21 protein-coding genes and 1 tRNA gene are annotated in these 22,740 nt (G+C 69.8%); 9 read left to right on the forward strand and 13 right to left on the reverse strand.

Annotated features, from left to right (window positions below; translation table 11 throughout):
• Positions 1-10 precede the first annotated feature (10 nt).
• The 5 genes from OG245_RS15350 to OG245_RS15370 are packed head-to-tail and all read right to left on the reverse strand — an operon-like array spanning position 11 to position 2,268.
• Positions 11-412, reverse strand: coding sequence for a hypothetical protein (locus OG245_RS15350; RefSeq protein WP_371624090.1), 402 nt, complete (start codon positions 410-412; stop codon positions 11-13).
• On the reverse strand, positions 409-1,203 hold the full coding sequence (locus OG245_RS15355; RefSeq protein ID WP_371624091.1) for a hypothetical protein: 795 nt from the start codon (positions 1,201-1,203) through the stop codon (positions 409-411). The genes OG245_RS15350 and OG245_RS15355 overlap by 4 nt, the downstream gene beginning before the upstream one ends.
• Positions 1,200-1,595, reverse strand: coding sequence for a hypothetical protein (locus tag OG245_RS15360; protein ID WP_371624092.1), 396 nt, complete (start codon positions 1,593-1,595; stop codon positions 1,200-1,202). Before OG245_RS15360 ends, OG245_RS15355 begins: the two co-directional genes overlap by 4 nt.
• A gap of 8 nt (positions 1,596-1,603) precedes the next feature.
• On the reverse strand, positions 1,604-1,882 hold the full coding sequence (locus tag OG245_RS15365) for a hypothetical protein (RefSeq protein ID WP_371624093.1): 279 nt from the start codon (positions 1,880-1,882) through the stop codon (positions 1,604-1,606).
• Entirely contained in the window at positions 1,879-2,268 is a 390-nt protein-coding gene (locus OG245_RS15370) for a helix-turn-helix domain-containing protein (protein ID WP_371624094.1), read from the reverse strand. Before OG245_RS15370 ends, OG245_RS15365 begins: the two co-directional genes overlap by 4 nt.
• A 36-nt stretch (positions 2,269-2,304) precedes the next feature.
• Here OG245_RS15370 and OG245_RS15375 point away from each other — a divergent pair, with 36 nt between their 5' ends.
• The 3 genes from OG245_RS15375 (at position 2,305) to OG245_RS15385 (ending at position 4,470) form a co-directional block, all read left to right on the forward strand.
• Positions 2,305-2,805, forward strand: coding sequence for a helix-turn-helix domain-containing protein (locus tag OG245_RS15375; protein WP_371624095.1), 501 nt, complete (start codon positions 2,305-2,307; stop codon positions 2,803-2,805).
• A gap of 290 nt (positions 2,806-3,095) precedes the next feature.
• Positions 3,096-4,343, forward strand: coding sequence for a hypothetical protein (locus OG245_RS15380; RefSeq protein ID WP_371624096.1), 1,248 nt, complete (start codon positions 3,096-3,098; stop codon positions 4,341-4,343).
• Positions 4,344-4,408: 65 nt separating this feature from the next.
• Positions 4,409-4,470 (forward strand) — tRNA-OTHER (locus OG245_RS15385).
• Between the two features lie 201 nt (positions 4,471-4,671).
• Here OG245_RS15385 and OG245_RS15390 read toward each other — a convergent pair.
• From OG245_RS15390 to OG245_RS15410, 5 genes are all read right to left on the reverse strand, one after another.
• Entirely contained in the window at positions 4,672-5,205 is a 534-nt protein-coding gene (locus OG245_RS15390; RefSeq protein WP_371624097.1) for a hypothetical protein, read from the reverse strand.
• Positions 5,206-5,288: 83 nt separating this feature from the next.
• Positions 5,289-7,274, reverse strand: a complete 1,986-nt coding sequence (locus OG245_RS15395; protein WP_371624098.1) for a hypothetical protein — start codon at positions 7,272-7,274, stop codon at positions 5,289-5,291.
• Positions 7,271-8,434, reverse strand: a complete 1,164-nt coding sequence (locus tag OG245_RS15400; RefSeq protein ID WP_371624099.1) for a purine phosphorylase — start codon at positions 8,432-8,434, stop codon at positions 7,271-7,273. The genes OG245_RS15395 and OG245_RS15400 overlap by 4 nt, the downstream gene beginning before the upstream one ends.
• Entirely contained in the window at positions 8,435-9,178 is a 744-nt protein-coding gene (locus OG245_RS15405) for an NUDIX domain-containing protein (protein WP_371624100.1), read from the reverse strand.
• Positions 9,179-9,348: 170 nt separating this feature from the next.
• Complete coding sequence (locus OG245_RS15410; RefSeq protein ID WP_371624101.1) at positions 9,349-10,275, reverse strand: aminoglycoside phosphotransferase family protein; 927 nt, start codon at positions 10,273-10,275, stop codon at positions 9,349-9,351.
• Positions 10,276-10,476: 201 nt separating this feature from the next.
• On the opposite strand from OG245_RS15410, the gene OG245_RS15415 reads away from it, so the two are divergent.
• Positions 10,477-11,382: an ATP-grasp domain-containing protein gene (locus tag OG245_RS15415; RefSeq protein ID WP_371624102.1), complete on the forward strand. Its 906-nt coding sequence runs from the start codon at positions 10,477-10,479 to the stop codon at positions 11,380-11,382.
• A gap of 52 nt (positions 11,383-11,434) precedes the next feature.
• On the opposite strand, the gene OG245_RS15420 is transcribed toward OG245_RS15415, so the two are convergent.
• Both OG245_RS15420 and OG245_RS15425 read right to left on the reverse strand, forming a co-directional pair.
• On the reverse strand, positions 11,435-13,426 hold the full coding sequence (locus OG245_RS15420) for an MFS transporter (protein WP_371624103.1): 1,992 nt from the start codon (positions 13,424-13,426) through the stop codon (positions 11,435-11,437).
• A gap of 162 nt (positions 13,427-13,588) precedes the next feature.
• Entirely contained in the window at positions 13,589-16,204 is a 2,616-nt protein-coding gene (locus OG245_RS15425; RefSeq protein ID WP_371624104.1) for a serine hydrolase, read from the reverse strand.
• Positions 16,205-16,396: 192 nt separating this feature from the next.
• On the opposite strand from OG245_RS15425, the gene OG245_RS15430 reads away from it, so the two are divergent.
• The 3 genes from OG245_RS15430 (at position 16,397) to OG245_RS15440 (ending at position 18,719) form a co-directional block, all read left to right on the forward strand.
• Complete coding sequence (locus tag OG245_RS15430; protein ID WP_003968450.1) at positions 16,397-17,116, forward strand: GPP34 family phosphoprotein; 720 nt, start codon at positions 16,397-16,399, stop codon at positions 17,114-17,116.
• A gap of 254 nt (positions 17,117-17,370) precedes the next feature.
• Positions 17,371-18,228 (forward strand): helix-turn-helix domain-containing protein, encoded by an 858-nt coding sequence (locus tag OG245_RS15435; protein ID WP_371624105.1) that lies wholly within the window; start codon positions 17,371-17,373, stop codon positions 18,226-18,228.
• Positions 18,229-18,512: 284 nt separating this feature from the next.
• A complete protein-coding gene (locus tag OG245_RS15440) occupies positions 18,513-18,719 on the forward strand; it encodes a DUF397 domain-containing protein (RefSeq protein ID WP_371624106.1) in 207 nt (68 codons plus the stop codon).
• Between the two features lie 167 nt (positions 18,720-18,886).
• Here the strand turns inward: OG245_RS15440 and OG245_RS15445 are convergent, their stop codons facing one another.
• Complete coding sequence (locus OG245_RS15445) at positions 18,887-19,765, reverse strand: hypothetical protein (protein WP_371624107.1); 879 nt, start codon at positions 19,763-19,765, stop codon at positions 18,887-18,889.
• Between the two features lie 153 nt (positions 19,766-19,918).
• Between OG245_RS15445 and OG245_RS15450 the strand changes: the two genes are divergently transcribed.
• Together OG245_RS15450 and OG245_RS15455 are read left to right on the forward strand one after the other, a co-directional pair.
• On the forward strand, positions 19,919-20,701 hold the full coding sequence (locus OG245_RS15450; RefSeq protein ID WP_371624108.1) for an SDR family oxidoreductase: 783 nt from the start codon (positions 19,919-19,921) through the stop codon (positions 20,699-20,701).
• A 445-nt stretch (positions 20,702-21,146) separates the two neighbouring features.
• Positions 21,147-22,727: a sodium:solute symporter family protein gene (locus OG245_RS15455; RefSeq protein ID WP_371624109.1), complete on the forward strand. Its 1,581-nt coding sequence runs from the start codon at positions 21,147-21,149 to the stop codon at positions 22,725-22,727.
• Positions 22,728-22,740 lie beyond the last annotated feature (13 nt).

A 22,740-nucleotide genomic window follows, 5' to 3' on the forward strand; every position in this document is an offset into this window, starting at 1 on the left:
CAGGTGGGGATCACGACGCCCTCCGGTCCTGCTGGCGGGGGGTCTTGCCCAGCGACACGGCCGGGACGTCCGGCCCGGTCGCGGCGTCCGTCTCGGCGGACACCTGCACACCCAGCCGGTACACCCGGGCGCCCACACGGCGGGCCTGCTGGCCCGTCATCCGCACACGGGTTGCCAGACGCTCGACCAGCTCGTCCTTGAACTGCTCGAAGTCGAGGCGGTCCGCGTCCTGCTCCCCGTCGATCGGGGCGGAGTTCAGCTCGATGAACCGCTCGAAGAACTTGTCGCTGCCGAGGAGGTCCAGCAGGTCGTGGACGTTGTTGTCGACCAGCGGGGTGACGTCGAGCGTCACCCACCCCGGGGTGTTTCCGGGGTAGTAGCGGCCCGGGACCGGCTCACGGTGCGCGCTCACAGGGACACCGCCTTCGGGTGGGTACGGGCGATGTGCTCGTGCAGTTCCTGATCGGCCGACCCGTCGTCCACGTGCCACACCGACGTCGTCCAGCCGCACGTACCGCACCGGCGGGACACCTCGGCACTGCGCTCGTTGACCGGGCGGGCACCCGCACCGAACGGGTTCAGCTCGGAGAAGGGGAACGCGCAGTCGTCGGCCTCGCACTCGTACGGGTCCGCGCCCGGCTCGTCGCACCGGCACGTGTCCCGGGTGAGGACCCAGCGCTTCGCCTTCAGGTCCCACTCGATGTGCTCGTCGCTGAACGGGGCGGAGATGTGCCCGTCCGGCTCCACGTGGAAGATCACGTCCGCGTCGACCAGGGCGTTCAGCCCGGCCACCGCCCGCTCCCACGGGGAGGACGCCTCCAGCTCGGCGACCCGAGCCCGCAGCCGGACCAGCTCGGCAGCCGTGTCCTCGGCCGCCCCCTCCGACACGAAGACCATGGCGCCCTTCTCCTGCGCCGGACCGCACGGCCACTGCGAAACCCAACCGTCGCCCCAGCACACCTGGCACAGCCACGCGTTCGGCTGACCAAGGCCGTCGAACACCGGAGTGTGGAACCGGGCAGGGAGCGCCTTGCGCTGCTCGTCGGTCAGATCGACGAGGTCCTCGTACATCGGCTGATCCGGCGGCAAGAGCAGCACCGCGCGGGCGGCGCACTGCTCGTGCTCGATCGGCTTGCCGTCCCGGACGAGGGCCCTGCACGTACCGCACGCCTTCGAGTCGGCGTGCATCCCCAGGGCGCTCATGCCGCCACCGCCGCATCCGCCGCCACCGGCAGAACCACGTCCACGTGCACCGGGATGTCCCGCCACATCGCCACCAGCCGATGCGCCCGCACTACCCGCCCACCAGACGGGTAGTCGTTGCCGAGCGGCCGGATCGACCCGCCCAACACACCGGCGTACCGGCCCAACGCACCGAACCCGCCATCGTGCAGGTGACCGTGGAGCGCGAACTCCCCAACGGACCACGACGCCACGGGCAGCCCCGGGTTCTCACTGAGCAGCTGCACCAGCGCCGTCGCGGCACCCAACTGCGGGATCGGGATACTCTGATGGGACACGATGTCCTCGTCTCTCTGAGTGGTGAGGGTGTCGTCGGGGTCGACCGGATAGCCGTCCGGCGGCCCCGTCTTCATGAGGTGGATCAGGCGGCCGTGGGGCGCTTGCGCTCGCCCGCCGGACGGACCTCGTGCATCGCCGCGATCTCCCGGATGTGGCGCAGCAGGAACGTGATCCGGCCACCCGCCCGGCTATGGGGGAAGACCCGAGCTGACGCCTTGTCACGCAGAGTGCGGGCCGAATACGGCAGCCACCGCTCGGCCTCGATCTGCTCTGGCGTGTAGTGCACGAGTTCGCTCAGGTCCGTGGCGCCGCCGGCCTGGGCGGTGGGGCGCACCTGCTTCTTGGCCGTCGTGGTCGTCACGTCGGTGTCTCCTTGTGAGTGATGGCTGAGGTAGACACCTGCATCGCCGCTGCGATCAGCGCGACCTTCCCCTCCCCCGGGTGGGCAATGAGGCCCCGTTCGAGGCGGGAGAGATAGCCGCGGTTCAGCCCAGTGCGCAGAGAGAGAACTCGGATACTCATTCTCTGAGCCGTACGGATGGCTTTGATTGCGTCGCCGTTCGGTGTCACGCTCAGAGAATGACACGCAGACTCCCGCGGAGCAAGCACTTTGCCCCGCTCAATGCTCTGTTTCTGAACATGCGACGGAGTTGCACTGAGTGCCGGGGCGCGCACGCGGCGCGCAATCTGCAACCCGTACGCCCCTCCAACGCTTAGTAACTGCTGCTCAGAGACCGAGACCCGCACTATTGGGTTGCATTGCAATGCGGCATGATGTGCCTCATGGATCGAGACTGGGCACGGCTGGGATCAGCCCTCCGGGCAGCACGCGATGATCTCGGGCTGGGGCAGCTGCACGTCGCCGAACGCATCGGCGTGAAGCGTGGCGCGCTCCGGAACGTAGAGCGTGGCGAGATCAGCCGAGTCACCCCCACCGTCCGCGAGTACGCCCGCATCGTCGGGTGGACCGACGCCAGCATCGACGCCGTGCTCAGCGGCGGCGAGCCGACCCGTGAAGCCGTGCCCCCCGACGAACCGGCAACCGTCACCGTCGAGGCCCCGGAGGAACTCCCCCTGCGGATTCAGGCCGCACTCGCCGGCGGCGGCCCCGTCCTCGACACGGCCGTCATCAACCTGCCGGGCGAGGACGGCGAGGACTCGGAGGCCCAGATGGTCATCGTCGTGAAGGGCCGCGCGGGCGACGCCACACCAGAGCAGATCCGAAAGGCACTGCTCCAGTGGGAGAAGGCCGAAGCACAGATCAGACGCTCCGGTAAGGAGTGACCGGATCTGTGCGGAAAGTTATGTAAGGGGCTCCGCATATGCCATGAGGTGTGGTTGCATGGTCAACCTGTGAGGGTGCCGCCGCTCGGGACAATTTTGGGGGTCCGATGCGGGTTCAGATCAGGTGCGTGGAGTCCATGCCGTATGGGGTCTGCGCGTGGCTGTTGAAGCGGGGCGGCGAGTGGATCCTGTACATCGCCGAAGAGGTACTGAGCCAGCTCGGAGGGGTCATTCCCGGATCTGAGCCGCTCTCCATCACGCCCCGCTGGAGGCTCACCTAAGGGGGCGTCATGGCGTCAGCAGAGAAGCGCGGGTCCACGTGGCGAGCGCGCTACAACAAGCCCGACGGCTCGGTCGGTTCCGAGTCGGGGTTCCCCACCAAGAAGACCGCACTCGGGTGGGGTCGGGAGCAGGAGGCGGCGATCCGGGCCGGCCGATGGGTCGACCCGGACCTCCGGGCCACGACGTTCGGCGAGTTCACGAAGTCGTTCATGACGTCCCGCCGGAAGCGCGGCCGAACCGTGGGCACCCGGTGGGAGAAGCTCGACAGCCACATCCTGCCGAGGTGGCAGGACACCGCCTTGGGCAGCATCACCTGGTACGAGGTTGACGCGTGGCAGCAGAGCCTCACGATTGCGGACGTGTCGCGCGGGCACTGCGTCAGCTTGATGTCCACCATCATGACGGCCGCGGTCGACGCCCAGCACATCACCGTGAACCCCCTGTTCGGCCGCCGCCGCACGCGCGACACCGCCGGTGACGCCGCCGTACCGAAGGCGCCGAAGGTCAGCCGCGACCCGCGGCCCGAAGACGCGCTACTGCTGGCGGAACGGCTCGGGCCAGCGCGCGGTATCCACGTGCTGACGACCGCGTTCACTGGGCTGCGCTGGGGCGAGGGCCTCGGACTGCACCGGGACCGCGCACTGCTGGAGCGCCGACAGCCGTGGGGTGACGCGGAGTTCGTGTGCCCGGTCCTGCGGGTGGTCGAGGAGTACGCGGAGTACCAGGAGCGCGACCCCGACGGCACGAAGAACGGGTACCTGCTCCAGCTGGAGCCGACGAAGAACGACGGGTCGACGCGCGACATCGACGTGCCGCGGTTCCTCGCCCGCCTGCTCCGCCACCACCTCGACGACTGGCCGCACGAGCGCCCCTTCAGCACGACGTCGGGGAAGCCGTGGCGCCGGGGCAACTGGTCACGCGACTTCCGGCCGGCGTGCGACGGACGCGACGAGCGAGCGAAGCGGCAGGGCGTCTCCTACCGGGCGGAGTGGGAGCCGATCCTGCCCGGCCTGGACATGCGGGCACTGCGCGCGCTGCACGACACGCTCCAGGCGCAGATCGGGGTGAAGGAGCCGTTGGCCTTCGAGGCGGCCGGGCACCGGCGGCCGGGGATCAAGCGGCACTACCAGCGGCCCACCCCGGACATGCGCGCCGAGCGCCTCGCGGGGCTCGAAGAAGTATTCTGGAAGGCGATGGCGAACGTCGGACTCCGGACCATGTGGGGTCGGGTCGACCTCCGGAAGCCGGATCGCTGACCTCGCTCCCCAGATTCTCCCCATTCGATCTTCATCGGGGGACGGGCACCACACCTGATCAGGGCAGATGAATGGTTCAACAACCGCTCTCCTAAAGCGGGTGTCGCAGGTTCGAATCCTGCCGGGGGCACAGAGAAAGACCAAGTCAGAGGCCCTTCCGTCGATCAGACGGAAGGGCCTTCACGTTCGCGGCGCACATGTCTTCCCCAGCCCGGAGCAACGGTACGAGAGGCCGCGGAAGGCAAGCAGACCTGGTACGGGCACGAGAGATGGGCACCCAGCCGGGGCGCTGACGTCGCGTCGAAGCGGACAGGGCTGCGGATGGCCGCTAGCGCTCCGCATAGCGAAGGAACTGCCACCCCAGTACCGCCAGGGCGAGCGCCTGTACCAGGGAGACGATCAGGAGCAAGGGCCTGACGGCGGGAGAGCACCAGAACGCGGCCATGCAGATCACCGGCAGGGCCACGTACGTGAACAGGTCCACGGTGGCCTGCAACCGTTTGCGCGTCGCTCGGTTCCTGTCGTCGCGGTGGTAGGCCTCCCATCCGAACACCGCACCGCGGGCGCCTGTCAACTCAGCCATCCGTGGTCCCAGCCGGTCGCGGACGTAGGAGCCGACCGCCGAGATCTTCTCGTCGTTGACCAGATAGGTCCAGCCCAGTACCAAGCAGATCACGGGGACGGTGAGAAGCAACTGGACCTGGCGGCTCTGCACACTGATCGTGAGGATCGTGGTGGATGCGGCGAGGGTGAAGTAGAGCAGGTTGTCACGGAAGCCTATGCGGGTCTTCTGCTCCTCCTTTATGCGGTCGTACTCGGCCAGCAGCAGTCTGCTCTCGGTGATGTCTTCTGTGGTGGCCACGGCTATTCCTCAGCTCGGGTACCGGATTTTCTGATGAGCGGGCGGGCGGGGCTCCGGCCCTGCCCGCCGCAGGCACGGAGAACTCAGTCGGCAGAGTGGAACGACGGCAGGTTGTTGGGGTTGTTCCGTTCGATCCAGCCCTTCCCGTCCGCCGCGATTCCTTCCAGAAGACGGAAAGTGTGGATGAAACCAGCCGCGTTGAGGTTGATCTCGGCGATCTCCCGGACGTCGTCGTCCGGTGCCAGTTGGTGGGTTTCGGCGTCCTTGACGCGGATGTTCCTGGCCGGCCCGTTGGTGAGGACGAGCTCCAGGTCGTAGCCGACACGTTCCCGCTCCGTGACCTGCACGGAGGACAACGCGTCGAACCGGTAGTTGCTTCGCTGTTCGCCCGCACGTTTGGCATCGGCGAAATTGAACTCCGTGCTGATCTCGCGAACGCCGTCCTGGGTGACCAGGAAGAGACGGAAGCTGTAGCGCGAGTACCGCCAGGGACCGCCCTTCACCCGCCCTCGCTTGTAGGGGCGTGCGGGTGTCACCAGAATGGTGTGAGTGATCAGGTCACGCCAGGTGAGCTGGTAGTGCCGGAGTGCCTCGTCGACGAACAGCGACTTGTCGCAGGTGAGCCAGGTTTCCATCTCCGTCTCGCTCGGCCGTGCGGCGTCCAGCAACGACTTCCATTTCTGGTACGCGTTCTGCCGCGCAGCCAGCCGCTCCTGATACTCCTGGGTCTCCTCCGCCAGCCGGCGCTCTTCACCTCGGACCTCCAGCCACAGGCACGCAGCCCCGCGTCCGGACCAGAACGCACCGGCTACTGCCAGGGCGGCCATCGGCAGGTGCGCCCCTCCGGCACTTGCCGCCACCGTTCCCAGCAGGGCAAGAGTCGTGATGCCGAGAACAATGAGGGCGATCACACACAGCGCCTTCGTCATCACCGAGGTCAGGTTCCGATAGCCGTGATCGAACAGGGCGCCACTGTCGTGTCGGTCGCGGGCGTCCTCGGCGAGGTGGCGGATCAGCCAGTCGATCCGGTCCACGCTGACGCGGCTCTCACGGTAGAGGGCCGCGATCTCGGCGGCGAGGCCGCTGCGGATCTGGATGGTGTGTCCGAGCCACTCCTGCGAGGTGAGTCCGCAGGGCGCACGGCTGCTGAAGCAGGTTTCGAAGGCATGGCGGACGCGGTGGGTGAACCCGTCCCCCGTCGAGTCGGGTTCGCGCGCGTGCGGGATGGTGGGCTCACCGTTCCTGCCCTTCAACTCATGTTCCTCGTACCACCAGCTGCGGCCGAAGTGGGCCGCGGTCAGGCCGGCCCCGAGTGCCATCAGTAGCTGAAGAACCGCCGAGACTGGATCCGCGAGAAGCGCGAGGACCCAGAGGAGTGCCGCACCGACGACGAACATCCCTGCTCGGAGAGGCAGGGCTGCCTGTGCGGACGCAGCAGTGCTCGGGCGAGGCGGCATGGCCCGCGGACCAATGGGGTCGGGCTCGAAATAGGCCCAGACACGTTTGACGCGGCCGTCGCCGAGGCGGGCCGCCTCTGCCCGCTCGCGATGCTCGGCCCACAGGGCGTCCTTCAGCCCTCCGGTGAGCACGAGATCGAAGTGGCGCACGATTCCGGCGCGCGGGCGCGGCGACAGGGCTCGCAGCCGGTCCCGGACGCGTTCCGTTTCACCGTCCGCGGTGCTGAACATGGCCAGCAGTTCGAAAGCGACCCGCAGAGCGTCTCTCCACTCGTCCTCGGCATAGTTTCGTACGAGCCCGGAGGCATGGTGCAGCCGCTGCAGTTCCTCGGTACTGAGGTCGTGGTAGGCGCGGGCGCTGAGCATGGCGAGCACCCAGTGGAAACGGACCTCTGCACTTTCGTGCCCGTGGGCGATCGCGTCACTGATCATGTCGCGGGCGCGGCTGGGAACTCCGTCCTCCAGAAACCGCACGCCGACCTCGTACTTCTCCAGGGGCGATGCGTCCGGATGGACGAAGTAGACATTGGAGTTGTGCACGGTCTCGGCCTGGATTCCCACGGTGGAACCGTCGGCGGCCGAGTTGTACGTCGGGCTGCTGCCGTCGCTCATGACAAGTCACCTGCGGCAACGACCAGGGGCCTCAACCGGGCCACCAGCTCGGGAACCTCCGCGACGAGACCGCGTAACCTCTTGAGTGCCATCGTCGCCTTCCTGGACGACTCGGAGTTGTTCTCCCGTGCCGCCCTGCGGGCCGTTTCCAGTTCGGCCAGCGCCTCACGGTGGGTGTCGTCGTCAAGGGCGCCCTCGGCGTGATGGAATGTCAGGTGCCGACGTAAATCGTCCAGTTCAGCGACCAGATCCGCCGGGCCGGCCGCCCCCGGGCCCCCCTGTACATGGACGCTGCTCTCCTTGACCACCCCGGCCATGATGCCCACGGTGCTGTTGTGAGCCATGTTCGTGACACCCGCTGTGCGCCCGTCGGACGCGAGGGCCCGGCCTGCCTGTGACATTGGCGAATGCTCCTGTTCCCTCACCAGTTCCACGGCCAACCGTGTTGCGAACGCTGCTGCGTTGGCCGCGGCGCGCGGCTGCCAACTACGGTCCTTCGCACTGCTCTTCGTGCCGTCCGCCCGGTCACTGATTCCCCGGATGATGGCCACTGGCGCCCCGTTGAGATGGCCGGCCTGGGCCACACCCGCGGCCTCCATCTCGATGGCGAGCGCATCGTTGTAGTGCTGCCGGATCCACCGCGCCTGGGCCGAGATCTTCGAGTTCTGTACGACTTCCCCCGCGGCGATCGCGCCGAAGCGAACCTGCGGGGCACGCCCACGGACAGGCGTCTCGTCGGCCCAGTCGTTCACCCGAGCCAGGTGCGAGCCGAGCTGGCTGATGCCGTGCGCTGCCTCCCACACCCGAGGACGGGCCTTGAGTCCGTCGTCCTCGCTCGTCCCGCCGTGGTAGGCGTACACATGAGTTGCCACGACCACGTCGCCGAGCCTGGCGGTGTCCCACAGGGCACCGGCGACGCCGACGAACAGGACGGCCGCCGGCGAGAACTCCTGGATCGCACGCTCGGCGATCACCGCGGCGGAGTGATTCCCCTTGTTCGTCAACCCGAGCGCTACACGGCATGAGGTGCCCAGCACGGTTCCGACCTCGAACCGCGTTCCACGCTCGTGAAGATGCCCCTGCGGGCTGGCCAGTTTCGCTCGTACGGCCTGGTATTCGAGATTGAGGGCGGTGAGAATCACCACCATGTCTTTCGACATCTATTCCCCTCCCTTTCCTAATTCCTCTTCCGCCAAGGACAGCGCGGGGCGGGTCAGCGGTGGAGACAACACCGCCTGCGGACCGGCCCGGTAGAGCCGCGCGGGGCGCCCTCCCGTGGCCCTGCGCCCCGATCCCGCGGGGACGATGAATCCCTTCACGGCCTGGACTTTCCGGTAGAAATTGCGGGTGTCGATATCCGCGCCCCAAACAGCCTCATAAACCTGCTGCAACTCGGCTATGGTGAAGGATTCCCTACAGAACGCCGTGGCCAGCGAGGAGAATTCGAGCTTCCGACGCGCGCATTCGATTCCGTCCGCCACGATCCGGCGGTGATCGAAGGCCAGTCGCACCTCTCCGGACAGCACGGCATCCGCAGGTACCCATGCGGCGTCCCTGGCATCCGTTCCAGCGACCGGATCGGGCAGTCCCGGGGCGATCGCCAGATGGGCCACCGAAACGACGCGCCCCCGTGGATCCCGGCCCGCGTCCCCATAGGTGGCCAACTGTTCGAGGTGGACCGACCCTGCAACCAGAGCGGTCTCCTCGCTCAACTCACGATGAGCGGCGTCCAGGATCTGCTCACCGGCGTGATTGAGGAATCCGCCGGGCAGGGCCCGCATGCCCTGAAAAGGATCCTCACCTCGCTCCACAAGCAGGACGCACAGGCGCTCCTCCCGCAGCGTCAGGATCACGAGATCGACCGTCAGCAGTACGGAGACTGGTGACCATGCATCAGGTGCCATGCGAGTTACCGTACTTGAGTTTCTGTCGATCTGACAAGAAGAGAGTCGCGAAGCTCCTCGTGTGCACGGCGAAGGTGGTTCGAACCGCCCCGCCCCGGCCGCCGTCTCTCGCCAGCTACCTCCGAGCATTCAGTCGGCCCCGTGACCCTCACTGGCCCCGGGGCCTTCCTTCAGCCGAGGAGCTTCCCCGGCTCCTCGGTGAGGATCTCGGCGATCACATGCGCCGCGGTCCTCGCCATCACCGGGTTCGTGTCCCGGTAGTGCGCCAGCTCCATCAGCGCGATGGACAGCGCCCAGCCCCGCCCCCGCGTCCAGGTGGCGTGGTCGGCCTCGACCGCCGTACGGAACGTCTCCCTGGCCCCCGCCGTCAGCAGGTACCAGGCCGCGATCAGGTCGACGGCCGGATCGGCGAGACCGGTGCAGCCGAAGTCGATGACCGCGGTGAGCCGGCCGTCCGCGACCAGGACGTTGCCCGGCTGGAGGTCTCCGTGCACCCAGACGGGCCGGCCGGTGAAGGGCTCGGCGCTCACAGCCTCGTGCCAGACGGCGGTGGCGCTCGCCCGGTCCAGGACCCGGTCCAGGGCTCCGCCCCGGGACCCGTCCAGCGCCCCGTCCAAGGACTCGTCCAGGGTCGCGAGCGCCTCACTCGTCTCCGTATCGCGGGAGGCCAGAGACTCGCTGCGGTAGGCGGCCGGGGCGTCCGCCGGGTCGATCCGGCGCAGCGCCAGCACGAACTCCGCCAGATCGGCCGCGAGCAGTTCGGAGGCCGAAGAGCCGTCGCCGGGCCTCGGGTTCGTCCCGTCCAGCCAGGTGCAGACCGACCAGGACCGGGGAAAGGCCCTGTCCGGAACGCCCTGGGCCAGCGGGAGGGGTACGGGGAAGGGCAGCCTCGATGCCAGCAGGGGCAGCCAGCGGTGCTCGGTCGCCACATCCGCCGCACTGCCCTCGGTGCGGGGCAGCCGTACGGCCTTGTCGGCGCCCAGGCGGAAGATCGCGTTGGCGGTCCCGCTCGCGCCGACCGCCTCCACCGGCAGGTCGGACCAGTGCGGGAACTGGGCGGCGATCAGGCCGTGTACGACGGACGGTTCGATGATCATGCCACGATCGAACCAGGTGGTCCCGGGCGCGCACAATGTGCGCGCGACGGCCCGCGACGTGCGCGCGACGTTCCCGCGACGTGCCAAGGCCCGCCGCACCGCCGGCCTTCGCGCGCCTTCCTCCCGCCGGTCCCGTCCCGCCCCCGGCGTCCCGGAAAAGCCGGTGCGGCGCGGCGCCCCCGTACGGGAGGATCTGCGGCCATGACCCGCCCGCCGCGCACCCTCGTCCTCCCGCCCCGGCTCACCGCCTCCGCCCGGACGTTGCGTGCCGCCGCGCTGCGGCGCGGGCTGCGCATCGTGGAGGCGACGGCCTCCGCCGTACCGGAAGGGCTGGGTGGCCCGGGGTGGGCGGAGGCCGCGTGGGCTGCGGGGACCGCGGAGGGCACGGGGCCACCATCGCCCACCGCGAGCGCCGGAGAGCCCACAGGCCCCCGAGGAACCGCGGGCACCCGAGGGACCGCGAGCACCCGGGACGAAGGCCACTCCGTGCATCTGCACGCCGGGCCCTCCTTCGCCGACGTCGTGGCCCCCGCGCTCGGAATCGCCCTCCTGGAGGCCCCCGCCGACTGGCTCGCCCGCCTTCCGCGGGCGCTCACCCGGCGGGAGGTCCGGGCGATGCCCATCGGCGAGGCGTACCGGCTGCGACGCCCCGCCTTCGTCAAGTCGCCCAACGACAAGAGCGTTTCGGCGCTCGTGTACGCGGACGGGTCCCGGCTTCCCGGACCGGATGCCGTGGACCCGGCGACCGTGGTGCTGGTGAGCGACGTGCTGACGTTCGCCGTCGAGCACCGGCTCCATCTGCTCGACGGCGCCGTGCACGCGTCCGGTCAGTACGCCGAGGCCGGCCGGCTCCGGCTCGGGCCGCCGGACGGCGACGCGCTCGCCTTCGGGCGGGATGTCCTCGCGGCAGCCGGGAAGACGCTGCCGTCCGCGATCGTCGTCGACGTCGGCCGGGACGACGAGGGCCGGTGGGCCGTGATCGAGGCCAACGCCGCCTGGGCCAGCGGGTGTTACTCGGCGGACCCGGACCGGGCCCTCGACACGGTCCTCCGCGCCGCCGGACCCGCCACCGACCTGTCGCCGCACGACCGCGCCTTCGTGCGGTAGCCGCGTACGCGATGGCCCGTGCCCGGGACACCGTACGGAACAGCCAAGGGGCTCAGCTCAGCTCTTCGGGGCAGGGCGTGCCCGGCTGGAGCTGGTAGGGAGCCGTCAACCGGTACACGCCCGGGCGCGGAGCGAGCAGTTCGGTCCACTCGTCGCCGTACGGGCCCTCCTCGACCTTGTTCAGGCAGCCGTTCGTGTTGAGATAGGTCTTCGGCGCGGTCTCGTTCTCCTGCGACCGTTCCTTCGACTCCTCGGTCTCCTGCGGGCGTTCCACGGTCTTGCCGTCCTCGTCGACGAGGGCGAGCCAGCGCGTGTACGGGATCCGGATCAGCACCCGGCCCGCCGACTTCACGGTGATCGTCAGCCCGTCCGCGCCGGCCCGCTCCACCGTCGCGGGCGGGTCGGCGAGCGGCACCGGGTCCAGGACCCGGAAGAGCTTCCAGTTCGCGTCGCCCCAGATCTCGCGCAGGTAGGGCTGCCCCTGCTCGACCAGCTCCGCCTCCTGGACCGCCCCGTTGTCCGGCCGGTCCTTGGGCAGCACCACGTAGTGCACGGCCCAGCGGTCCAGCCACTCCCGGTAGTTCACCGGGTCCAGCGTGTCGTCGTAGAAGAGCGGGTTGCGCTTCATGTCGGCCTGACGGTTCCAGCCGCGCGCCAGGTTGACGTAGGGGGCGAGCGCCGAGGACTCGCGGTGGCTGCTCACGGGCACGACCTCGACCCGGCCGCGTTCTGCCTCCACCTGCTGGAGCTGGTTGATGAGCGGGGCCAGTTCGCGGTTCCAGGACGCTGCGGGGGCGGTGCGGACGATGTCGTCGACGCTCTTGAAACCGATCCAGAAGTTGAGCCCGACGAACGCGATGACCAGGGCGTACCAGCGGCGGCTGCGCGGCACCGCGAAGGGCAGGCCCGCGAGCAGCACGACGCCGGCGAACAGCATCGCCATGCGCGTGATGTTCGACCCGATCTGCGAGTCGATGACGTACGTGAGCAGCGTGCCGATCCCGTAGACGGCGGCGGCGGTGCGGACCGTGCTCCAGTCGCGCGGTACGAGGACGTACACGAGGGCCGCGAAGAGGAACGGCAGCGACAGCGTCCCGAGCGACATCGGCTGCGTACCCGAGAACGGGAACAGCCAGGCGGACAGCCCCACCACGGCCACCGGGGCGAGCCCGATCGCGTACGCGCCGGGGCGTCGTTTGTGGAGGAACAGCGCCGCCGCGACGACGCCCAGGAAGAGCCCGGCGACGGGGCTGGACGCGGTGGCGAGCGCGGCGAGCGGGGCGGCGACGGCGGCCTTGGCCCAGCGCTTGTACCGCCACCGGTAGGGCCAGCAGAACACCGCGGCCACCGCGCCGACGGCGAACATCATGCCCAGCCCGAACGTCACCCGGCCCGACAGCGCGTTGCACAGGAACGCGAAGACCCCGGCGAGCGAGCAGGCCAGCGGATTGCGGACGGCCGGGACCCGCACGAGGATCAGCGCGGTCAGCGCGGAGGAGACCGTGCCGACGATCATCATCGTCGTACGGACGCCGAGCAGCGACATCAGGTAGGGCGAGACCACGCTGTACGAGACGGGGTGCATGCCCCCGTACCAGGCCAGGTTGTACGCCGTGCCGGGGTGCCGGCCCACGAACTCGGCCCAGGCGTCCTGCGCGGCGATGTCGCCGCCCGTGTTGGCGAAGAAGAAGAACCAGAGGACGTGGCCGACGGCGGCGGCCGCCGTCGCGATGGTGACGGGGTGCCGCAACAGCCTCCGGGTCCTGACGGACGACGACTCGGAAGCGGCGGGACCCGCGGCAGGGACTGCGGAGGGTCCCGCGGGGCCCGGGGAATCGAGGGAACCAGGGGAACCAGGTGGAACGGGTGGACTTGGTGAATCGACGGCTTCCCGTGATGCTGCGGTGTCGGCGGGTTCCTGGGTGTCCGGGGTGTCCGGAGACTCCGGGGCACGGGGGGACGGCACGCGGACGTGCAGGGCCTCGCCCCCGGTCCCTGTGGTTTCGTCCGCCTCGCGGCCGGGCTTCGGCTCCGCGGTGGTCACTACGGTTCTCCCCGTCCTCCGCCGGCCCCGTACCTCTTCAAGGACGCGTCCCAGCGTCCCTGAGTTGTCCGGGGACGCTAACACGTACCCCCGGCACGTATCTCTGTCATAAACGGCGGGGAGGGGCCGACGGCGTCGCCCGCCCCTCCCCGCTCCGGTGTCTCAGCCGATCCTGGCCAGCTTGTCGCCGAAGGCCGGCTCCGTCAGATCGCTCTGCAGCACCACCGGCGCCGTGACCTTCCCGGTGCCGGTGCCCACGGTCACCATGCCGACCTCGCTCCCGGCCTTGGCGGCGTGGTCGATGCCCTTGCCGTTGTCCGTGACCCTCAGCTCGACCTCCAGGCCGGACCAGCCGACCGCCTTGAGGTTCTTCGTGGCGATCACCGGGGTCTGTCCGCCGAACCCGTTGTCCACGTACCCGACGACATCGCCCTTCTTCACCACCGTCGCCGAGGTGGCGGCCTCCTGCGCGTCCTTGATCAGCTTCAGGCTGTTCTGGAGGGACAGCTCCAGGCTGTCGTAGACCCGGCCGGTGCCGGCCTGCTGGCCCATGACCGCTCCGTAGATCCACAGCAGCTTGCCGTCGACCTTGGTGTTCGCGGACCAGAGCAGGTTGCCGCCCGCCGGGGTGGAGGACCCGGTCTTGATACCGCTCACGCCCGGCTGCAGCAGGAGGTTGTTGTTGTTGTAGATCTTGCCGTCTATGCCCTCGATCTCGGTCTCGGGCATGTCCACGATCTTCCTGAAGACCTCGTTGCGCATGACCGCCTGCGCCAGCTTCAGCTGGTCGGTGGCGGTGGAGACCGTGGTCTTCTCCAGCCCGCTCGGGTCGGTGTACGTCGACCCGGTCATGCCGAGCTCCTTGGCCGCGTCGTTCATCTTGTCGATGAACGCGTCCTCGGAACCCGCGTCCCAGCGGGCGAGCAGCCGAGCCGCGTTGTTGCCCGAGGGGATCATCAGCAGCTGGAGCATCTGCCGCTGCGTGAGCTTCTGCCCCTTGGTCAGCGGCGCCGTCGACTCGTCGGGCCGCTTGGACTCGTCCTCGGCCTTCTGGTCGACGGTGATCGTCTCGCCCTCCTCGTCACCCTTGAGGGGGTGCTCCTGAAGGATCACGTGGGCGGTCATGACCTTCGCGACGCTGGCGATCGGGGCCGACTTCTGCGCGCCCTCGGAACCGAGCGACCCCACGCCGTCGACCATCACGGCCGACTGGCCCTGGCCGGGCCAGGACAGCTTCGTCTCTCCGCCCTCGAAGGTGTACGTCGGCTTCGCCGTGAGCTCCAGCGAGGGCTCCGGAAGCGGGCGCATCACCTGCACGATCGCAAAGACGATCAGCAGGAGGAGCACCAGCGGGGTCCAGATCTTGACCCGTCGGACGGCGGTCCGGACCGGGGTCTCCGGGGGCGGCGGGGTGTTCGTCAGCTCGGCGAGCAGATCGAGCGGGGGCCTCGGCGGCAGCGGCTGCTGCCGGGTCCGCTCGGCCGCCGCCCAGGACGGGGCGGCGGGCGCCGAGGAGGCCGGAGAGGCGGCTTCCCCGGACTCCGGGGTGCGCGCGGGCGCCCCGTCCCCGGCCCCGGCCCCGGCCCCGGCGGGCTCCGGCTTGCGGGGCGCGGGGGCGGACCGTACGGCGTCGGAGCGGAGCGGCACGAACGTGCTCGTGCGCTCGGCGTCGCTCTCGGGCCTGGTCCCGCTCTTGTCCCCGGGCTTGCTCCCCGGCTTGTCCCCGGACTTGCTCTCGGACTCGTCTCCGGGCTTGCCCTCGCGCGGTGGGAGCTTCAGCGCGGTCGTCGCCTGGTCGACCCGGTCGAAGGCCCCGACCGGCTTGACCGCCTTGAAGATGGCGGTGGGCTGGTCGACTTCTCGCTGGTCGGAGTGGTCGTCGGTGTCCGGCTCGGCACCGTCGGCCTTCGGTTCGGCCGCGGCGGTGGACGTGGGGCCGGGGCCGGCTTTCGCCTTGTCGTCGGGCTCGCCCTTCGACTCCGGCTCCGCGTCCGCCGCGTCCGCCGCCTTCGCCGCGTCCGCCTCGTCCTTGTCGGGCTCCGGCTCCGGCTCCGGCTTCGGCTCCGACTTCGCCTCGGCCGTCGCGGAGGACCGGTCCTTGGCGTCGGCCCCGGACTCCGCACCGGAGTCCGCGCTCGCCTCGGTGCCCGCAGCCGGCTCGTCCTCGGCCGCGCCGTCGACCCACGCGGCCACCGCGTCACGCAGCCGGCCGTCCCCGGTCCCGGGCCCGGCCTCCGGATCCTGCGCGGCAGCCGACGCGGAGGCGTCGGCCTTCTCGGCGTCCGCCGTCACCGCGTCGGACGCCTCCGCGCCCGCGTCCGGGCCCGTACGACCCTCGGCGGCTCCCGTGCCCTCCGGAGGCGCGGCAGCCTCCCCAGAGGCCGTGGAGGCCTTAGAGGCCGCCACAGGCTCACTCCGCGGCTCGGAGGCGGTCTCCGCCCCGGTCTCGGCGGCGGGCCCGGCCTCCGGCTCGGAGGAGGTCTCCCCCGGCTCGGTCTCCGGCCCATCCGCCGGAGCGGTGGATTCCGCCTCGGGCTCACGCCCGGCGGCGTCCGCCGGAAGCCGGGGACGGAACACAGCGGTCGCCGTGTCGGACGTGGCTCCCGAATCCGCGCCCGCATCAGCGCTCGCGCCGGTGACCGCGCTCCCGTCCGCGTCCGCGGTCCCGTCCGTGTCCGCGCCAGGGTCACGGAACACGGCGAAGCGCGGGTCGCGTTCCTCCGCAGCCGTCCCCGACGACTTCTGCTGCTCCGTTTTGTCGGGGGACTCGCCCGCCACCGATGCCTCCTCTTGCGCTGCGGGGCCACCCCGCGCTGTCCGAACCATCTACCAGTGTCCTGTGTGAACCCCTGGCCGAGCTGCTAGACGAGAACGACATACCTACTGGTTCCCCTACAAAGCAGGCAGGCGCTCTCGACAGACCAATGTGAGAGGGGTCACCCTGTCAGACATCCACGCGGGGAGGCATGGATGGGCAGGAGCCGCAGAACAATCCCGGAGGAGCTTTTGCTGCTCGCTCTGGACCCGACCACGGGTACCACAGCGCAGCCGCAGTCGCTCGACCTCGGCCTGGCCGGGGCACAGCTAGTGGAGCTGGCTCTGGCAGGACGGATAGCCCCTGACGGGGATCGTATCGCCGTGGTGATGCCACGGCCGACAGGAGATCCGACTCTGGACTCCGCACTGGAGCTGCTGCGCCGTCGTGGCAGCCCGGTCCGGGCGGTCCACTGGATCGGCGGGCCCCGCCTGGGGCTGCGCCAGATCTATCTCGCTCATCTGGAGCGGTGCGGCATGGTTCATGCCGTGGCGGGCCAGATGTGCGGAGTGCTGCCGACGACTCGCTACCAAGCGACGGAGACGGCGATCAGCCGGGACATCAGGAACCGGCTGGACAGCGCGATCCGCACCGGCGTTCCGCCGGACCCGCGGACCGCGGCGCTCGCCGCACTGGCCCACGCGGTCGGACTCGGCAAGCATCTGTACCCCGGGAACGAGGGGCGCTCGTCGCGCTCCCGGCTCCGGGACCTGATCAGGCATGACCCCATGGGCGGACTCGTGGCACACGCCGTGATGGACGTCCAGAACGGAGTGGCCGTCCAGCCACGCCGTACGCAGCAGGCAGCGGGCGTTCCGTTGCAGCCGCAAGCACAGGCCCGTCGCGGCAGCATGGCGCACACCGCCGCGAGCTGACCGCACGGACCTGAGAACAGCACAACGCCGCACCGCCGTCAGTCTTCACCGACCCGGTCCGGGAGCCGCACCACGCACGGGGCAGCCGGTAGTCACCACCACCGGCTGCCCCGTGCGCTTGCGCGCCCTTCCGCACACCGGTGCGTACGCCCCCGCGCCCCGCGTGTGGCCGTTTCCCAGCGCGGCCGGGGCAAGGGGTGGCAATCTGCTGAGCAGTAGATACGCACAGCTACATAGCCGGAGGTGCCGTTTCCGTGCCGTCCAACGTCAATCCCACTGTCAGGCGACGCAGGTTGGGCCAGGAATTGCGCCGCCTGCGCGAACTCAAAGGCATGACGGCCGAGGAAGTGGCGGAGCGACTGCTGGTCTCGCAGTCGAAGATCAGCCGCCTGGAGAACGGCCGGCGGTCCATCAGCCAGCGCGATGTGCGCGACCTCTGCGGGGTGTACGAGGTCGAGGACGTCCGCATCGTCGACTCGCTGATGCAGATGGCGAAGGACTCCCGCCAGCAGGGCTGGTGGCACGCCTTCGGCGACATCCCGTACAGCGTCTACATCGGTCTGGAGACCGACGCGGAGTCGCTGCGGGTGTACGAGCCCCAGATGATCCCGGGCCTGCTCCAGACCCGGGCGTACGCCGAGGCGTTGATCAGCGGCGCGCTCCCCGAGGCCCCCTCGTCGGACATCGAGAAGCGGGTCAACGTACGGTCGCGGAGGCAGGACCGGGTCAACGCGCCGGAGAACCCGCTGCGGCTGTGGGCCGTGATCGACGAGTCGGCGCTGCGCCGGGTGGTCGGCGACAAGCAGGTGATGCTCGACCAGCTGGAACACCTCGTCGAGCAGTCCCACCTGCCGCACGTCACCGTGCAGGTCCTGCCGTTCGACATGGGTGCGCACCCGGGTATCAACGGCCAGTACGCGATCCTGGAGTTCCCGGACACCGCGGACTCCAGCGTCGTCTACATCGAGGGCGTCACGAGCGATCTCTACCTGGAGAAGGCCAACGACGTGCAGCGCTACAGCGTGATGTACGAACACCTGCGGGCCCAGGCGCTGAACGTGGAGCAGACCCGGGAGTTCATCAGCAAGATCGCGAAGTCGTACACGAGCTGACGACCCCGCGGCACCGGATCGCACCGGGCAACCCCCGGCCACACCGGACCCCACCAGCGGAATCAGGACATCCGCCCCGGCGTCGGCGACGGAATCCGAGGAGCGTTGAGGGAGCGGCGGCGGGATAGTACACCGCCGCCCGCTCGTCACGGAAGGCTCAACGGAGAAAGACCATCCGGTCGAGTGAACGGCCATCTCATGGGCGGGGCTTGGCGAGTAGCGTCGATCACGCCAATCGGAATCAGGTTGGTGCGACTCACCCAACTCTCTGAACCGGAGTGAACATGGCAATTCTTCAGGGTGCAACGGACAAGTGGACGAAGTCGTCGTACTCCGGGGGCAACGGCGCGTGCGTCGAGGTCAAGTCCCCGGTCGCCCTCTCCATCGCCGTCCGTGACTCGAAGGCCCCCGAGGGCCCCTCGATCACCTTCGTCCCCGGTGCGTGGAACGCGTTCGTGCGCGATGTCGCCACGGACACGATCAACGCCTGACCACCGCGTCACCGCACCACTTGATGGAGCCCTCTCGACCGGTTCGCCGTCCTGGCCGAGGGGGCTCGGCACGATCCGGCGCCGCACGATCGGCGCCGCAGATCCAGCCCCGTACGATCCGGCGCCGTATGATCCGGCCGCGCACGATCTGGCGCCGTTCCGCGGCGTCACCGCAGCCGGTCGACGTACCGGTCCGTCCCCGGCACGGTCGGCACGAACGGCGCGACCAGCTCGACCCGCCCGAGGCCGGTCTCCGCGACCGCCGCGTCCAGGCCGGTGAAACGCTCCTCCCAGCAGCTCCGCGGATCCTCCTGGAGGAACCACAGCAGCGTCAGCCGGGTGTCGACCCCCTCGACCTGCTTCACGTACGTCATCCGGTCGCCGGGCAGGGGCGTCGGCCGGAACACCGTGACCATGGCCGCGGGCGACCCCTTCAGCCGCTTCGGGAGATGGCGCGAGCGCAGCCACTCCAGCAGCTCCGCCCGCTGCTCGGGCCCCTCGGCGTCGACGACCTGGAGGACGAGGCCCGCGTACGGGTGGTCGAGCGCGTGGAAGTCCCGGGGGCCGGCGGCCCCGTCGCGGTAGACGGTGGCCTCGTGGTCCTGGAAGGCCGTGAACACATGGGTACGGTCCTGGTAGACGCGGCCGTCCCGGTTCAGCCGCTTGTTGATGGCGACGGTCCACTTCATGTGGTCGTCGTAGCGCCCCTCCGTCACCCAGTAGGTCGACAGGTAGCAGCCCGCGCCGACCGGCTGAGCGACCGCCGACGTCTCCGGGTACCGCAGCTCCTGGAGGTCCTTGGTGGCCACCCAGCGGCGTCCGGCGAACATCCACGGCATGGCCGTCGCACCCGCGTAGTAGTGGTCGTCCTCGTACCAGCGGTTGTACGCGTACTCATGGCCGGGATGCGGTTCGACCATGGTGATCAGCGCGTGCCCCGGGCGCACCCCGTACGGCCCCGCCCCCGCCAGCTCCGCGTACCGCTCGCTCCCCGTCCCGCCGCCGCTGTCCGTGCCCCTGCTCCCCGTGCCGGCACCATCGGCCATCGCCCTGCCCGCCTTCCTCTTCGGCCCTCGTCCATCCCCTACCGTCCCCTGCCACCCCTTGCCGTCCGCATCCCTCCCGTCCTCTTCCATCGGCTCCCGCATCCCCCTACTCTGACGGTCCGTCAGATTAACTTCCAGGGCCGGGAGGCGTCGATGTTGCTCACGGGGAAGACCGTCATCGTGTCGGGCGTAGGGCCGGGGCTCGGGCACCGGGTCGCCGGGACCGTCGTCCGGGACGGCGGACGCGCGGTGCTCGGCGCGCGTACGGCGGCGAACCTGGCCAAGTCCGCGGCGGAGATCGATCCGGGCGGCCGGCACACCGCCCACCTCTCCACCGACATCACGGACGAGGCGCAGTGCGAGGCGCTGGCGGCGCTCGCGGTGGAGCGGTTCGGGGGGATCGACGCGGTGGTCCATGTCGCGGCCTGGGACAGCTACTTCGGCGGACTCCAGGACGCGGACTTCACCACCTGGCAGTCGGTCATCGACGTGAACCTCCTGGGCACCCTGCGGATGACCCGGGCCTGCCTGCCCGCCCTCAAGGAGCGGGGCGGTTCGGTGGTGGTGATCGGCACGCAGTCCGCGGTGGCCGCCCCCTCCCAGGTGTGGCAGGCGGCGTACGCGGCGTCGAAGGGGGCGCTCACCTCGGCCATGTACTCGCTCGCCCGGGAGCTGGGCCCGGACCGGATCCGGGTCAACACGGTGCTGCCGGGCTGGATGTGGGGGCCGCCGGTGCAGGCGTACGTCCGGTTCACCGCGCACTCCGAGGGCGTACCGGAGCCCGAGGTGCTGGCCCGGCTCACCGAACGGATGGCGCTGCCGGAGCTGGCCACGGACGGGGACGTGGCGGAGGCCGTCGCCTTCCTGGCCTCCGACCGGGCACGGGCGATCACGGGCCAGTCGCTGCTGGTCAACGCGGGCGAGCTGATGCGCTGACGCACGCGCCACCAGGCCCGCACAGGCACCCCACCGGGCTCGGACAAGCGCCCCGGGCGGCTCCTCCTCGCTCCCTCGCACCACTCCCGCTCACTCGCGCACGAGGCGCCCTCCCTCTCGACTTCCCGGCCGCACGGGACCCGCATCCCGTGCGGCCTTCGCGCGTTGCCGCGCACTCCCTGGACTTCTCTGCACAGCCTGACGAAGTGCCCGCCCATCGTGTGGCCGCGGTCACGTGCACGACAACGCCCCACAAGGTCAAGAACGAGTAAAATCGTTCGCCTTGCTGACCCTCGTTCACATCTATGACCGGCAGGCAGCCTTGACCGAGGGCACCGAGAGAGGGTTCAATCCCCGAAGTCCCCGCTCCCGCAAGGGGACGCCGCTGAACGGCCGTACCGACGAAGTGCGTACCCGTTCACAAGGCGGACCCCTGGAGGGGGACATGAACAGTCTCGACTGGGCTGTACTCATCGGCTACTTCGGCGTGATGGTGGCGATCGGACTCTGGTCGCACAAGCGCGTGGACAACGTCAGCGACTTCTTCACGGCCGGCGGCAGGATGCCGTGGTGGCTGTCGGGCATCTCGCACCACATGTCCGGCTACAGCGCGGTGATGTTCACCGGTTACGCCGGCATCGCGTACCAGTACGGGGTCACGTCCTTCGTGACCTGGTCACTGCCCATCGCCATCGGCATCTTCATCGGAGCGAAGCTCTTCGCGCCCCGGCTGAACCGGCTGCGCTCACGGCTCCACGTCGCCTCGCCGCTGGAGTACCTCAAGAACCGCTACAACCTCCGGACCCAGCAGGCGCTCGCCTGGTCGGGGCTGCTGCTGAAGATCGTGGACGTCGGCGCCAAGTGGGCGGCCATCGCGACCCTGTTGTCCGTCTTCACCGGCCTCTCGATCACCCAGGGCATCCTGATCACCGGGGTCGTCACCGGCATCTACTGCACCGTCGGCGGGCTGTGGGCGGACGCCCTCACCGAACTGGGCCAGTTCATCATCCAGTTGTTCGCCGGGCTGGCGATGCTGCTCGCCGTGATGAGCGAGCTCGACGGCTTCTCCACGCTGTGGACCGTCTGGGACAAGCTGCCGGAAGGGCACGCGGACCCGACCGCGGGCCCGTACACGGTGACCTTCCTGATGGCCTTCCTGTTCATCAAGACCTTCGAGTACAACGGCGGCATGTGGAACCAGGCCCAGCGGTACATGGCCACCGACTCGGCCGCCTCCGCCACCCGGTCCGCCCGGCTCTCGGCGATCCTGTGGTTCGTCTGGCCGCTGGTGCTGTTCTTCCCGATGTGGTGCGCGCCGCTCCTGGTCGACGCGCAGAAGCCCGACGCCTCCGACAGCTACGCCCTGATGACCGAACAGCTGCTGCCGCACGGCCTGTTGGGCCTGGTCATCGTCGGCTTCTTCTCCCACACGATGGCCATGTGCTCCTCGGACGCCAACGCCATCGCGGCCGTCTTCACCCGGGACATCGCCCCGACGCTCTCGAAGGCGGCGCGCGGCTGGAACGAGCGTGCCGGGCTGATCGCGGCGCGCTGGACCACCGTGGCCTTCCTGGCGCTGTCGATGGCCATCGCGACACAGATCAACTCGCCCGCGTTCAAGGACATCATCACCGTGGTGATCAAGTGGGTCGCCGGGCTGATGGGCCCGATCGCGATCCCCTTCATGCTGGGTCTGCTGCGCCCGTTCCGGAAGTCCGGGCCGACGGCGGCGCTGGTCAGCTGGGCCTCCGGCCTGTTCGCCTTCTGGCTGGTCAACTACCCGATCCACTGGGCGGTCGAGGGCGGGGTGCCACTCCAGTACCAGGTGTCCGTGCCGCTCGCCGTCTCGCTCGTCCTCTACATCCTGATCGGCTACGTGAAGCCGGAGGACACCCCGGAGCGCGACGCGCTCCTGACCCGGATCAACGAGGGCGACGGTGACGACGACGGGGACGGCACGGCGACGGCCGCCACGATCCCCGCCCAGGACGGAGGCCCGGCCCCCGCCCCCCGGCCGCGCGGGTAGTCGGCCTGCCCCG

Origin of the sequence: Streptomyces sp. NBC_01116, from assembly GCF_041435495.1 — a bacterium.
Taxonomy (GTDB): Bacteria; Actinomycetota; Actinomycetes; order Streptomycetales; family Streptomycetaceae; genus Streptomyces.